Here is a 13318-nt window from a genome sequence, read left to right as displayed (position 1 = left end):
TCTATGAACGTGTCATTCTTTTTAATCTCGCCATCCTTTCGTTTGGCGGGTGCAAAAGTACAACCCTTTTTCGCATTTCCAAGTCTTTTCCGAAAAAAATTTCAAACTTTTTTCCTAAGCCCTGATTTACAGTAAAAAATGTGATTTTGCGATGCCTTTCGTAAAAAGCCGGACGGCAAAGATATAAACTCTTATCCTATCCTGCAAAACTTTTTTCTGCTTTTCAAAAATCCGATGAACGTGCTGCTTTATTGCGGGTGCAAAAGTAGTACGCTTTTTCGCATTTCCAAACTTTTGGAGAAACTTTTTTTTATTATTTTCTTCATTTTCCCTTAACACACTGGCAAGACGCAAGTTGTAAATCAAAGTTTTTTTGCCCGCCCCGCACGCGTGAGGGATGGAAGCGGCATCCTTTTGCGGCCGAAGCGCAGCGAAGGCTGTAAAAGATAAAGCGGACAGCCCGACGGCGCTTTTAAAAATGTCATTATATAATCACTAGGTTGATAGCGCCGGCACGCCCATAAATAAAAAATCCGCCACAGGGGACGGATTCATATTGCTTATAATATAGTACATTATTTCTTGACCAAACGAATGTTTTTGACCACCGCGCCAACTTCTATTCTGGCAAAGTAGACACCGTTTTGCAAAGCCGAGAGATCGATAGCGGCTTTATCGGCATCGATATGCTGGCAGAAAACCGCTTGCCCTATCGTATTGTAAATGGCAATGTTGGAGAATGGTCTGTCGTATTCCAAATACAGTACGTCAACAATCGGATTGGGATAGTATCCAAAATTGACCTCATCAAAAGTTTGGTCCGACAAAGGCTGGAACACGCAAGTGATGGTTTGCGGAACAAAACACTGCACACCGCCATCGACCGAATGAACGGTCAAGGTAACCGATTGCCCGACCGAAAGCGGCGTAATAAGCGTGCCCGGGGAAGGTGTTGCGCCCGAAACCAGCGGTCCATTATTTATACTATAAGAATAATTATAGGAAGTTGCGCCGGGAACGGCATCCCACTGGATCATCATATCGACCGGAGTAAACCCTCCTTGACAATGCAGGTTTAAAACCGGCGACGGATTCACAACAATGGTTCCCGCTTCGCTATCGGAAGAACAATTGCCGACGGTGGTAATCATGTAGTTGTAAAAGCCGGGTTCAGTAGGCACTCCCACAATCACTACCTCGCCGACCAAAATCGAAGCGGTTACGCCATCAGGCAAACCTACGGCATTGACTCCGGTCACCCCATTTTCGGTATGATAGGTAATTGGCACGATAGGCATTTCAGCACAAACGGTTTGGTTTTCTGTTCCCGGGGAAGTGAGCGTCAGGACGGCATTGGGCAAGACCGTAATCGTTCCTCCCAAAAATGCAGACGCGCAGCCGTTCCCAGCGGTGACCGCGTAAGGAAATATACCCGTAACTGCAGATGTTCCGGTAATCACACAAGTTTGCGTCTCCGAAAGATAAATTCCGGTGATTCCCGGCGGCAATCCGCTTACAAATACACCTGTCGTGCTATCGCCAAACGTGTAAGTGATAGGGATTATCGGGAAATTTTCGCAAACGATTTGATTGCTCGTCCCGGGAGCAGAAGTGAGCGAAAGGGAAGCATTCGGATTCACCGTAATATTTCCATTTAAAAAAGCCGGACAAGCACCACCAGTTGTCGTGATGGTAAAACTATAGATCCCTGAAGCATTTGGAGCCCCAAAAATCGTCAAAACATTGCTGGACGAATTAAAAGTGTAGCCAACACCATCAGGCAAACCTGTCGCTACAGCCCCCGTTGCCCCATTGCCCACTACGCAAGTGATGGTAGAAATGACCGTATTCTGACAAATGGTTTGCGCAAGAGAAGTCGAAGACGAGGTCAATACCAACGTCGCACAATCGGGTGATTCTGTATTGGCCATTGGAAATACAATCGATTCATTGGCAAATCCCTGAAAGCAAAACACCAACAAGAATAACAAGGCGTAATATTTTTTCATATTTGTTGTTTGGTTGACGTAAATGTACATTTTAGAAATCCTCCAAACAAGACCATCTTCAAAAACGCTAATACATTTCTTTCAAAATCAGTGAAAGCAACGCGCCAAACATTTTATTGCTTGTCTTTCTCGAATGCGCTATATTTGCGCACATAAATTCAAAAACCATGATCAAGATCACACTACCCGACGGTTCGGTAAAAGAGTTCGCTTCTGGCGCAACTCCAATGGATGTGGCCAAAAGCATCAGCGAAGGCTTGGCCAGAAACGTAATTTCAGCTTCGTTCAACGGAACGACGGTGGAAACCGAAACCCCACTGACGACCGACGGTTCATTGGTTTTATTCACCTGGAACGACAAGGACGGCAAGAAAGCGTTCTGGCATTCGACTTCGCACGTGATGGCGCAGGCGCTCATGGAAATGTATCCGGGCGTCAAATTGACCATCGGTCCTGCGATCGAGAACGGTTTCTATTATGACGTCGATTTCGGCGACCAGAAAATCACCGATGCCGATTTCAAGAAAATCGAAGACCGTGTACTCGAAATCGCGCGTGAAAAACACGAATTCAAGATGCGTTCGTCATCGAAAGCCGATGCACTCGCGTTCTATAAAAACGAAAACAACCCGTATAAAGTGGAGTTGATCGAAAACCTCGAAGACGGCACGATCACTTTTTGCGACCATGCGACGTTTACCGATTTGTGCCGCGGCGGACACATCCCGAACACGGGACTCATCAAAGCGATGAAAATCATGTCGGTGGCCGGTGCCTACTGGCGCGGCGATGAAAAAAACAAGCAATTGACGCGCGTGTACGGCATTTCGTTCCCGAAGCAAAAAGATTTGACCGATTACCTCGAGCTTTTGGAAGAAGCCAAACGCCGCGACCATAGAAAATTAGGAAAAGAACTCGAACTGTTTGCGTTCTCGCAGAAAGTCGGGCAAGGCTTGCCATTGTGGTTGCCGAAAGGCGCCGCGTTGCGCGACCGTCTCGAACAATTCCTCAAACGCGCACAGAAAAAAGCAGGTTACGAACAGGTCGTTTCGCCGCACATCGGGCAAAAGGAATTGTATGTGACTTCGGGACATTACGCCAAATACGGCGCCGACAGTTTCCAACCGATCCACACCCCGGCCGAAGGCGAAGAATTCTTGCTCAAGCCGATGAACTGTCCGCACCACTGCGAAATCTACAACAACAAACCTTGGTCTTACAAGGATTTGCCAAAACGTTATGCCGAATTCGGAACGGTATACCGCTACGAACAATCGGGCGAGTTGCACGGATTGACGCGCGTTCGCGGATTTACCCAAGACGACGCGCACATTTTCTGTACGCCGGACCAACTCGATTCGGAGTTCAAGAAAGTGATCGATTTGGTGTTGTATGTGTTCGGATCACTCGGATTCGAAAATTTTACGGCGCAGGTTTCAGTGCGTGACCTCGACAATCCGGACAAATACATCGGTTCGGTCGAGAATTGGGAAAAGGCAGAAAACGCGATTATTTCGGCCGCGAAAGACAAAGGTTTGAATTATGTGATCGAATCGGGCGAAGCGGCTTTTTACGGGCCGAAACTCGACTTCATGGTCAAGGATGCGTTGGGTCGCCAATGGCAACTCGGCACCATCCAGGTCGACTACAATTTGCCCGAGCGTTTCGAGCTAACCTACAAAGGATCAGACAACGAGCTGCACCGACCGGTGATGATCCACCGTGCGCCTTTTGGTTCGATGGAACGTTTTATCGCGATTTTGCTCGAACACACCGCAGGAAACTTCCCACTTTGGCTCATGCCGGAACAGGCTATAATCCTGTCATTGAGTGAGAAATATGAAAATTATGCCAAAAAAGTTTTGGAATTGCTGGAAAATCACGAAATTCGCGCCCTAATTGACAATCGAAACGAAACGATCGGCAAGAAAATCCGGGAAGCGGAGACGCAGAAATACCCGTTCATGCTGATTGTTGGTGAGGAAGAAGAGAAAAACGGAACCATCTCTGTACGCCGTCACGGGCAGGAAGGGAAAGGCAACATCACCGTCTCGATCGAGGATTTCGCCAAGATTGTTCAGGAAGAAATCGACAAAACATTAAAAACATTCAACGTAGAATAAACGTTTAACTTTAAAATTTTAAAGCCATAGCTATTAGAAACAACAGGGGTTTTCAACCCAGAGTGGAGAAAAAAGACGCGCACCGCATCAACCAACACATTCGTGGTGTGCAGGAAGTCAGGCTTGTAGGCGATAACGTCGAGCCAGGGGTTTACAAATTGTCGGACGCATTGAGAATGGCCGATGAGCAGGAACTCGACCTCGTCGAAATCTCTCCCAACGCCGAGCCGCCGGTTTGCAAGATCATCGATTACAACAAGTTTGTATACGAGCAAAAGAAACGCGAAAAGGCACTCAAGGCAAAATCGACGCAAGTCACGATCAAAGAAATCCGTTTCGGGCCGCAGACCGACGAGCACGATTACGAATTCAAGCGCAAGAACGCCGAGAAATTCCTCAAGGAAGGATCGAAAGCTCAAAGCATTTGTATTCTTCAAAGGACGCTCGATCATCTATAAGGAACAAGGCCAAATCTTATTGCTGCGTCTGGCCCAAGACCTCGAGGAACACGGAAAGGTAGAAGCCATGCCGGTTCTGGAAGGAAAGCGCATGATCATGTTCATCGCGCCGAAGAAGAAGAAATAATTTGAAGTGCCTGAGTAGCTGAGTGTCTGAGTGACTGAGCGACGAAGAAACTTGAAAGAACGATAGAGCCCTAGCCCGGATAGCAGTGAAAATCCTTTGCGGAGTTTACGAAGCAAAGATTGTAACGAATAGCCGGATCAGCTTCTAAAAAATAAAATGCCCAATTGCTCAGGAACTCAGCTTCTCAGGCACTCAGGCACTAAAAAAAAAGTAAGTCAAATTAAATAAATTCAGGACACCATGCCTAAAATGAAAACTAAATCCAGTGCCAAAAAGCGCTTCAAAGTGACTGGTTCTGGTAAAATCAAAAGAAAGCACGCTTTCAAAAGCCACATCTTGACCAAAAAGTCTAAGAAGCGTAAGTTGGCGTTGACACACTCTGCTTTGGTTCACCAATCAGACGTTAAGAGTGTTAAAGAACAATTGAGAATTATCTAATTCCCACATTCGTTCTTTCGGTTAAAATTATTTCATAACCCTGGAGTATGGCCTTTAAGTCCCGATTGGGCGCCTGCTACAAAAAAAATTAAAAATTATGCCTAGATCAGTAAATTCAGTTGCTAAAAGAGCAAGAAGAAAAAAGATAATGAAGCAAGCCAAAGGTTTCTTTGGCCGTCGTAAAAACGTTTGGACAGTTGCTAAGAACGCGGTAGAGAAAGCGATGAGCTACGCTTACCGCGACAGAAAGCAAAAGAAAAGAAACTTCCGCGCTTTGTGGATCATGCGTATCAACGCTGGAGCCCGTCTGAAAGGAATGTCTTATTCTCAGTTCATGGGTAAAGTAAAAGCAAACGGAATCGAATTGAACCGTAAAGTTCTTGCCGACCTCGCGATGAACCACCCGGAAGCTTTCAAAGCCATCCTTAACAAAGTAAAATAAACGTTTAACGAAATTTGACTTACTTAAAAAGCCTGTTCTAACGAACGGGCTTTTTTTATTTCAGATTTCAGATTTCAGATTTTAGATTATCACTACAATCTGAAATCTAAAATCAATAAATCTAAAATTGATTGGGCGTGCCGGCGCCATTGGGATTCCGTTACAAGTGGGCATGAATTCTGCGGCGCCGTCGGGCTGTACGCGCTACACGGTAGCTTGCTTCCATCCCTCACGCAACCCCCTGTTAAAATCGACCTATTTCATTGACCGTGAAAAGTTTAAAAGATTTTTTTTAACTTTAATTGTCAAAAATAAAACCGTTCCCAAAATCCTACCGTAAATGACCATCATACTAACACTTCAAACACGCAATCATGAAAAGACCTTTCCAACTCCTGATTTGCCTCAGCGCAATTTTGCTTGCAGCAGCCTTCACCGGTTGCAGCAGCGACGATGACAACAACGACAATCCTGCTCCGCCTACTGTCCAAAAGCCAGACCTGGTTTTCTATGGGCTCACTTCTTCCAATACTTTGGTCAAATACAACGCCAACAACTCTGGAACCGTGATCAGTACCGCTTCGATAACGGGGCTGCAGCCCGCCGAAAATCTACTCGCAATCGACTTCCGTCCCGCTACGGGACAATTGTACGGTCTTGGTGATTCGAGTCGCATTTACATCATCAACGTCAATACGGGCTTTGCCATTCCTTTGAACGCAGCGGCTTTTGCCCCGGCCATTTCGGGCACATTGGTCGGTTTTGATTTCAACCCGACCGTAGACCGCATCCGTTTGGTGACTTCGAGCGGACAAAACCTGAGGCTGCATCCCGAAACCGGCCTGGCCGTCGCGACCGATACGAACCTCAATCCCGGTTCGCCCAACATCGGATCGGCGGCTTACAGCAACAACACCTCCGGAGCCACGGCCACCGAATTGTTTGCGATTGATTTCGCGGCGGCCACGCTGTACAAACTCGAATCGCCCAATACGGGAACACTCGCTGCTGTCGGCCCGCTCCAACTTGCTTCGGCGCCAACCGGAGACGGCGGTTTTGACATCGCCTCGACCAACAACACCGCTTTGGCCAATTTCAAGTCGGGCGGCATGGACCACTTGTACCAAATCGACCTGTCTTCGGGAAAAGCCACCGACTTGGGCATGCTGGCCACCTCGATCATCGGGCTGGCCATCCCGACTTCGCCTGTGGGTTATGCCGTGGACGCCTCGAACAACCTGCATATTTTTAACTTCCTGTCACCCGGTACGCCAATCACCAAAGTCCTCTCCGGTTTTCAACCTGCCGAAACCGTACTGGGAATCGATATGCGTCCCGCCACCGGACAACTTTATGCACTCGGGAGCACCGGAAGAATTTACGTGATCAATACCACCACAGGCATTTCAGCCATGGTGGGTGCAGGCCCGGTCGCCTTGTTGAGCGGTACCGATTTTGGGTTTGATTTCAACCCGCTTGCCGACCGCATCCGCATCGTCAGCGATACCGGGCAAAACCTGCGCGTGAACCCGAACGATGGGATTTTGGTCTCCGCCGATTTGACATTGAACCCCGGAACGCCCAACATCACCGCAGCGGCTTACCTGAACAATTACCCGGGCACCGCAACCACTGTTTTGTATGACATCGATTCGACGACCGATATGCTCTACACCCAGAATCCGCCCAACAATGGAACGCTGACTTCGGTGGGTGCACTGGGCATCAACATCGCGGGCGCGAATGGTTTCGACATTGGCGGCAACTCGAATGTAGGATACGCGATATTGACCGTCGGCTCGACCAGCAAAATCTATTCGATCAATACCACCACCGGTGCGGCGACCGCCATTGCCGATTTCCCTGCAACCGTGAAAGGTTTTGCCGTTGGCGTCGGATTTTAAACAACAGATAGCTGTAATAAACTGGCCCGGAAGAAATTCCGGGCTTTTTCAATAACCATAATTGGCTACATCCGCACAAGGTTTTACTGTTTCGTGAATCGATGCCTTCGATTGGGTGGCTTTCTGGCTGAATTCGTTATATTCGCAAGGCCAAAGCCATTGATCCAAACTTTGGAAAAGGAATAAGCCTTAACCTACAATGAATAAGCCTGCATGAAAAAAATTACACTTGTTCTGCTGTTTGCCTGTGGATTGCTCCAGGCACAAGACCTCGTCAAAATGACCAACGGGGCCGAACTCAACATCAAGATCATCGGCAACAATGCCGAAACCATTTCGTTTTCGCGCGGTATCGAGGGAACGCTGCCGTATTTCATCTCGAAGAAAGAAATCGAGGAAATCCGATACGAAAATGGCACGATCGAAAAACCTGACCACAGTACGATTGCCATCGAGGACGCCAAACGCATCGTCATCGAACAGATCGGGTCGTGGGCAACGGACAAGGACGGCAACAAAATAACCGCTTCTTTCGAAGGCAATTACCTCAAGATTTCCGCCGAAAAAGGGGATTACAAAAAAGGAATGGTGTTCGATTTGCTCAAATTGATCCGTTTTGAAGAAACATCTTACCGGCGCGAAGGTTTTGCGTTCATCAACATCTGGGCGCCGATTTTGATCAATGAGCAGAAAAAAGAATGGGACCGTTTCAAATTGGTCATGCGCATTGAAAACCACGAACAGGCCGCCATCCTAACGGCTTCCCTCAAACAACTCAATAAGACACTGAAGGCCAATCGATAAAAGTCAACCGCCCATACGGCGGTTTTTATTTCATAGAAACCGGGACGATCTTGGCTTTTTCTGAAGCCACGCCCCTGCCCCATTGCGCAATCATTTCGAGCAACGGAATCAGCGTTTGTCCAAAGTCGGTCAGCGAATATTCTACCTTGAGCGGTGGCTTGGTCGTAAACACTTGGCGTTTGATGACACCGTCTTCCTCGAGTTGCTTGAGTTGCAGGCTCAGCGTGCGTTCGGTAACCATCGGCATGAGTTTGCGCAAAAAATTGTAGCGCTGCGGACCGTCTTTGAGGTAAAATAATATGACTGTTTTCCATTTGCCGCCAATGTACTCCATCGTAATGCTGGTGGTGCATGGATAGAGTTTGTCGTTGATATTGAACGCTTCAGATTTGGTATCGATTCCCATTTTTTTCAACCTATCCTTTTGGATAGTTATTGCAAAGGTATAAAACTATACTTAATTTTGTTGCTATAATTTTTATAGTATAAATCATGAACGCAATCATTTTAAAAGAAGCCGGCGATGTGAACCAGCTTCAACTCGTCGAAATCGAAAAACCAATTGCCGCAGTCGGCGAAGTCGTCGTCAAAACCCAAGCGCTTTCGATCAACCCCGTCGATATGAAAACGCGACTCGGAAAAAGTTTCTACAATGAATTCAAATCCAAATACGACCCGATCATTCTGGGCTGGGACATTTCGGGAATTGTAGAATCTGTCGGTGAGAATGCAACCGAATTCAAAGTCGGCGACCAAGTCTTCGGCATGGTCAATTTCCCGGGACATGGCAAAGCCTACGCCGAATATGTCGCCGCACCCGCCAGTCATCTCGCGAAAAAACCATCGAATGTTTCGCACGAAGAAGCCGCCGCTGCCACGCTTGCCGCACTGACTGCCTATCAAATCCTGAACCGCCATATCAAAAAAGGCGACCGCGTGCTGATCCATGCCGCAGCAGGCGGTGTTGGACATTATGCGGTGCAGATCGCCAAAATCCTCGGGGCGGAAGTCATCGGGACGGCATCGGCCAAGAACATCGATTTTGTACAATCACTGGGTGCCGACCAGGTCATCGATTACAGCGCACAACCGTTTGAAAATGCAGTCAAGGATGTCGATTTTGTGTTGGATACGTTATCGGGCGAAACCTTGTATCGCTCCATCAACGTAGTCAAAAATGGTGGCACGATCATCTCTTTGCCATCTGCTGGTTTTAATCAGGAAATGGTCGAGGCGGGCCAACAAAAAAACATCCATATCGCGTTTGAAATGGTCGAAAGCAGCGGCAAGGACATGCAACAGATTGCCGACTGGCTCGAAAGCGGCCAATTGAAATCGACTGTCTCCCAAACATTTCCATTGGTACAAATGAGTCAAGCCCATGCTTCGCTAGAAACCGGAAGAACACGCGGAAAAATTGTAATCACGGTATAATTGGTTATATTTGGTTGACAAAACCACGACCATGTACCTGAGCCTACTCGATCATATCGCCAAATTCGTCAAGCTCGACCACGATGAAACCAACACTTTGCTGACCTATCTCGACCATCATGTGGTCAAGAAAAAAGGACATTTGCTCGTGGAAGGGCAAATCTGTAACGCCCAGTATTTTATCGTCAAGGGCGTGTTCCGACAATACATCATTAATGAGAAAGGCAACGAACAAACGATCCAATTCGGGATTGAAAACTGGTGGATGACCGATTTCCTGAGTTTCCAAAGCCACGCGCCTTCCAATTTTTACATCCAGGCCGTCGAGAATGCCGAGGTCATCATCATCGAAAAGGATGCGCTCGAAAGACGTGCTCGTTCGCATCCCGAAACTCGAGCGCTATTTTAGGTTGTGCATGCAGAAATCGTTTGGCGCGGCGCAGGTCAGGATCAAATACCTGTTTACGATGAGCGCCGAGGAACGCTTCCACCACATGAACATGCTGTTCCCTGAATTCGTGCAGCGCGTGCCGCAGTACATGCTGGCTTCCTATCTGGATTTCTCTCCGGAATTGATGAGTAAGATCCGGGCGGGAAAAGTATAGACCGCTGCGCTGCTAGAACCAAGACCATTTCATTGCAAGACCGCTTCGCTGCAAGACTTCCAAGCTTTGTGCTGAAACTTTAATATTCACATTTTCCTTATTGACAGGCCTTTTTCTCTAGCAGCGAAGCGGTCTTGGCTCTTGCAGCGAAGCGTTCTTTCAGCTTAGCGGTCATTTCTTGAAGTACTTCAAGTTTTTTAAAAGACAAGTGACTGACCTTTGTATCAGAGATTTAATCACACTTTTAAAAAACAACAAAATGACAACTAGAACACTTTTACCGAATTCAATTCCCGATGGATACAACGCTTTATTGAGACTCGAAAAATACATCGGTACGACCTCGCTCGACCCGATCCACAAGGAACTCATCAAGATCCGCGCTTCGCAAATCAACGGCTGTGCGTTCTGTATCAACATGCACACCACCGATGCGCTCCAATACGGCGAAACGGCCCAACGCATTTTCCTCTTGAACGCCTGGCGCGAAAGCGATCTGTTTACCGATGCCGAACGCGCATTGTTGGCCTTGACCGAGGAAGTCACACTCATCCAAAACCACGTTTCCGATGAGACTTACGCCAATGCGGCCCAACATTTTGACGAAAAATACCTGGGCGAAATCATCATGATGATCATCACGATCAACGCCTGGAACCGCGTCGCGATCACCACCGGATTGCGCGCTTGATTTTAAAATTTCATTGTGGAGAAGGCCATCGTTCGCGGTGGCTTTTTTTTGACGTGCCCCTGCGGGTCGCGCTTTCCATTTCAAGTCCTCGCTCGTTCCTCGCTGTGGGCTTTTCATTGCAATCGCTCACGCACACCCGAACAAAATTTCGTACCTTTAATACAAAACCACAAACCATGGGACCCACTTTTCGCTCCGGCTCCAACATCGCCATCAAGATTGCTTCGCCAATTCGGTTCGCTCGGGTCCGAAAAGCAAATTCGACGCGACGGTTGCTTTTCACCGCGATGTACGCCAACTCGAACTATAGGAAAAACCCATCGACAACCCGACGATTTCGCGTACGTGCGAGATCAAGTTCGGCGCCAACACTTTGTGGCTCGGTTGTGTAGACAATTACAGCCAATCCGAAATCTGGCTTGAACTCCAAATGCCAGACGTGGAAAAAGCTACGGCTTATCTGGCCACGCATCACATTTTACCCTACGACGAACCCGAAAAAATACCGGTATCGATGCATTGGATCCAGGATCCGGCCGGAACGGTGTTTATTCTTGGCCCGCAAAAAGACTGATGTTCGGTTCAACTTTACAAGACACAAAGCAAACTTCCCAACCGAAATATCAACGGAATCAACGCGATAAAACTTAAACTTCTATCTTTGTGGTGCATTCAACACCACCACAATGCCGATTCCGTTAAAAATACTCAAACGCAAGGACGAAATCACCGCCGATTTCCTCAAAATCTATGAACAACACCTGGCCGATTTGTTCGCCGGAAAAGTCGACTACCGCATGACCTCGTCCAAATTTGCCGAGAAACTGTTCATCCATCCCGGGCACCTGACCAACACAATCAAACTGACCACGGGCAAGTCGCCTTGTGATTTCATGGAACTTGGTATTGTCAATGAAGCCGAGCGGTTGTTGCGCGAAACCGAACGTTCGGTAGCCGAAATCGCGATGGTTTTCGCCTACGACGAACCGACGAACTTCATCAAATTCTTCAAAGGGATGACCGGAATGACACCGTTGCAGTACCGTAAATCTGTACAATAGACCGCTGCGCCGTTAGAAGCAAGAGGAAAGACCGCCGCGCTGCAAGAGGAAAGACTGGCGAAAATTTGTATTCCGAAATAAATCAAATTATTATCCCAACTTCAACGCAAAGTATGGAAGTCTAACAGCGAAGCGGTCTTGGCTCTTGCAACGAAGTGGTCTTGCAGCGAAGCGGTCTCAAAATTCTGAAGTCTCCACCATTTTTAACTCCCATTCCCATCCTAACTTTGTCCTGTATTTAAAACACGACAAAATGAAAATGCAAAACAAAATCGCACTCGTGACCGGCGGCAGCCGCGGACTCGGGAAAAACATGGCACTGGCTTTGGCCGCCAAAGGAATCGACATCCTCCTGACTTACAATAGCCAACAAGCCGAAGCCGAAAACGTAGTCTCCGAGATTGAATCACTCGGTAGAAAAGCCGCCGCGCTCCAACTCAATGTGGCCGATTCCAAAACCTTCGACGGATTTTTCCAAAATGTGACCGGCGCACTGCAAACCAAATTCGGCACGGACAAATTCGACTTCATGATCAACAACGCCGGTATCGGATTGTATGCGCCATTCGCGGAATTCAGCGAAGAAACCTTCGACACCCTATTCAACATCCACCTCAAGGCGCCTTTTTTCATTACGCAAAAAGCATTGCCCCTGATGAATGACGGCGGCGGCATCGTCAATGTTTCTACCGGATTGACGCGTTTCAGCTTGCCCGGTTATTCGGGCTATGCGACGATGAAAGGCGCGATGGAAACCTTGACCAAATACATGGCGAAAGAACTCGGGGCGCGCGGCATCCGTTCCAACATCATCGCTCCGGGCGCCATTGAAACCGATTTTGGCGGCGGCCGGGTGCGCGACAACGCCGAACTCAACGCTTTTGTTGCCTCGCAAACCGCTTTGGGCCGCGTCGGGCTACCCGATGACATCGGTGGTGTGGTGGCATTCCTGTGCAGTGATGAGGCGAAATGGGTCAATGCGCAACGCATCGAGGTTTCGGGCGGACAGTTTATTTAGACCGCTGCGCTGATAGAGCAAAGAGCGAAGACCGCTGCGCTGCAAGACAAAAGACTCAAGTAAATCTGTATTTAACAACAGTTTCAACGCTAAGTTTCCAGTCTTGCAGCGCAGCGGTCTTGGCTCTTGCAGCAAAGCGATCTTTTCCGTCTTTTGAATGGCCGGATTTGTCATTTTATTGACTAAATTTATATCCAAACATCG

14 protein-coding genes and 1 pseudogene are annotated in these 13318 nt (G+C 47.9%); 13 read left to right on the top strand and 2 right to left on the bottom strand.

Annotated features, from left to right (window positions below):
* Positions 1 to 575: 575 nt before the first annotated feature.
* On the bottom strand, positions 576 to 2009 hold the full coding sequence (locus QM717_RS05275) for a T9SS type A sorting domain-containing protein (RefSeq protein ID WP_415035549.1): 1434 nt from the start codon (positions 2007 to 2009) through the stop codon (positions 576 to 578).
* Between the two features lie 167 nt (positions 2010 to 2176).
* Between QM717_RS05275 and thrS the strand changes: the two genes are divergently transcribed.
* From thrS to QM717_RS05245, 6 genes and pseudogenes are all read left to right on the top strand, one after another.
* Complete coding sequence (gene thrS / locus QM717_RS05270) at positions 2177 to 4132, top strand: threonine--tRNA ligase (RefSeq protein ID WP_415035547.1); 1956 nt, start codon at positions 2177 to 2179, stop codon at positions 4130 to 4132.
* An 86-nt stretch (positions 4133 to 4218) separates the two neighbouring features.
* Positions 4219 to 4717, top strand: a pseudogene (infC, locus tag QM717_RS05265) (translation initiation factor IF-3).
* Positions 4718 to 4957: 240 nt separating this feature from the next.
* Positions 4958 to 5155 carry a 50S ribosomal protein L35 gene (rpmI, locus tag QM717_RS05260; RefSeq protein WP_014164268.1) on the top strand — a complete coding sequence of 66 codons (198 nt, stop codon included), beginning with the start codon at positions 4958 to 4960 and terminating at the stop codon, positions 5153 to 5155.
* 97 nt (positions 5156 to 5252) lie between these two features.
* Positions 5253 to 5597: a 50S ribosomal protein L20 gene (rplT, locus tag QM717_RS05255; protein WP_415035544.1), complete on the top strand. Its 345-nt coding sequence runs from the start codon at positions 5253 to 5255 to the stop codon at positions 5595 to 5597.
* Positions 5598 to 5971: 374 nt separating this feature from the next.
* Positions 5972 to 7501, top strand: coding sequence for a DUF4394 domain-containing protein (locus tag QM717_RS05250; RefSeq protein ID WP_415035542.1), 1530 nt, complete (start codon positions 5972 to 5974; stop codon positions 7499 to 7501).
* 213 nt (positions 7502 to 7714) lie between these two features.
* Positions 7715 to 8305, top strand: a complete 591-nt coding sequence (locus tag QM717_RS05245; RefSeq protein WP_415035540.1) for a hypothetical protein — start codon at positions 7715 to 7717, stop codon at positions 8303 to 8305.
* A gap of 25 nt (positions 8306 to 8330) precedes the next feature.
* Here QM717_RS05245 and QM717_RS05240 read toward each other — a convergent pair whose 3' ends face one another.
* Complete coding sequence (locus tag QM717_RS05240; RefSeq protein WP_415036018.1) at positions 8331 to 8711, bottom strand: winged helix-turn-helix transcriptional regulator; 381 nt, start codon at positions 8709 to 8711, stop codon at positions 8331 to 8333.
* Positions 8712 to 8797: 86 nt separating this feature from the next.
* Here QM717_RS05240 and QM717_RS05235 point away from each other — a divergent pair, with 86 nt between their 5' ends.
* The 7 genes from QM717_RS05235 (at position 8798) to QM717_RS05205 (ending at position 13114) form a co-directional block, all read left to right on the top strand.
* Positions 8798 to 9739: an NADP-dependent oxidoreductase gene (locus QM717_RS05235; RefSeq protein WP_415035538.1), complete on the top strand. Its 942-nt coding sequence runs from the start codon at positions 8798 to 8800 to the stop codon at positions 9737 to 9739.
* A gap of 10 nt (positions 9740 to 9749) precedes the next feature.
* The gene (locus tag QM717_RS05230) at positions 9750 to 10148 is read left to right on the top strand and encodes a Crp/Fnr family transcriptional regulator (protein ID WP_415035536.1); all 399 of its coding nucleotides are present in this window, start codon (positions 9750 to 9752) and stop codon (positions 10146 to 10148) included.
* Positions 10096 to 10344 carry a hypothetical protein gene (locus tag QM717_RS05225; RefSeq protein WP_415036028.1) on the top strand — a complete coding sequence of 83 codons (249 nt, stop codon included), beginning with the start codon at positions 10096 to 10098 and terminating at the stop codon, positions 10342 to 10344. Before QM717_RS05230 ends, QM717_RS05225 begins: the two co-directional genes overlap by 53 nt.
* 259 nt (positions 10345 to 10603) lie before the next feature.
* Entirely contained in the window at positions 10604 to 11035 is a 432-nt protein-coding gene (locus QM717_RS05220) for a carboxymuconolactone decarboxylase family protein (RefSeq protein ID WP_415035534.1), read from the top strand.
* A 439-nt stretch (positions 11036 to 11474) separates the two neighbouring features.
* On the top strand, positions 11475 to 11609 hold the full coding sequence (locus QM717_RS05215; protein ID WP_415035532.1) for a hypothetical protein: 135 nt from the start codon (positions 11475 to 11477) through the stop codon (positions 11607 to 11609).
* A gap of 112 nt (positions 11610 to 11721) precedes the next feature.
* A complete protein-coding gene (locus QM717_RS05210; RefSeq protein ID WP_415035530.1) occupies positions 11722 to 12096 on the top strand; it encodes a helix-turn-helix domain-containing protein in 375 nt (124 codons plus the stop codon).
* A 253-nt stretch (positions 12097 to 12349) separates the two neighbouring features.
* Positions 12350 to 13114 (top strand): SDR family NAD(P)-dependent oxidoreductase, encoded by a 765-nt coding sequence (locus tag QM717_RS05205; protein WP_415035528.1) that lies wholly within the window; start codon positions 12350 to 12352, stop codon positions 13112 to 13114.
* The last annotated feature ends 204 nt before the right edge of the window (positions 13115 to 13318 follow it).

The organism is Flavobacterium sp., from assembly GCF_047602195.1.
Lineage (GTDB): Bacteria > Bacteroidota > Bacteroidia > Flavobacteriales > Flavobacteriaceae > Flavobacterium.
This window is presented reverse-complemented; position numbering and strand designations above follow the sequence as displayed.

Bases quoted from the DNA above. Each gene is read 5' to 3' on its own strand.
- QM717_RS05275 (WP_415035549.1), bottom strand. From the start codon at position 2,009: ATGAAAAAATATTACGCCTTGTTATTCTTGTTGGTGTTTTGCTTTCAG.
- thrS (WP_415035547.1), top strand. From the start codon at position 2,177: ATGATCAAGATCACACTACCCGACGGTTCGGTAAAAGAGTTCGCTTCT.
- rpmI (WP_014164268.1), top strand. From the start codon at position 4,958: ATGCCTAAAATGAAAACTAAATCCAGTGCCAAAAAGCGCTTCAAAGTG.
- rplT (WP_415035544.1), top strand. From the start codon at position 5,253: ATGCCTAGATCAGTAAATTCAGTTGCTAAAAGAGCAAGAAGAAAAAAG.
- QM717_RS05250 (WP_415035542.1), top strand. From the start codon at position 5,972: ATGAAAAGACCTTTCCAACTCCTGATTTGCCTCAGCGCAATTTTGCTT.
- QM717_RS05245 (WP_415035540.1), top strand. From the start codon at position 7,715: ATGAAAAAAATTACACTTGTTCTGCTGTTTGCCTGTGGATTGCTCCAG.
- QM717_RS05240 (WP_415036018.1), bottom strand. From the start codon at position 8,711: ATGGGAATCGATACCAAATCTGAAGCGTTCAATATCAACGACAAACTC.
- QM717_RS05235 (WP_415035538.1), top strand. From the start codon at position 8,798: ATGAACGCAATCATTTTAAAAGAAGCCGGCGATGTGAACCAGCTTCAA.
- QM717_RS05225 (WP_415036028.1), top strand. From the start codon at position 10,096: ATGCGCTCGAAAGACGTGCTCGTTCGCATCCCGAAACTCGAGCGCTAT.
- QM717_RS05220 (WP_415035534.1), top strand. From the start codon at position 10,604: ATGACAACTAGAACACTTTTACCGAATTCAATTCCCGATGGATACAAC.
- QM717_RS05210 (WP_415035530.1), top strand. From the start codon at position 11,722: ATGCCGATTCCGTTAAAAATACTCAAACGCAAGGACGAAATCACCGCC.
- QM717_RS05205 (WP_415035528.1), top strand. From the start codon at position 12,350: ATGAAAATGCAAAACAAAATCGCACTCGTGACCGGCGGCAGCCGCGGA.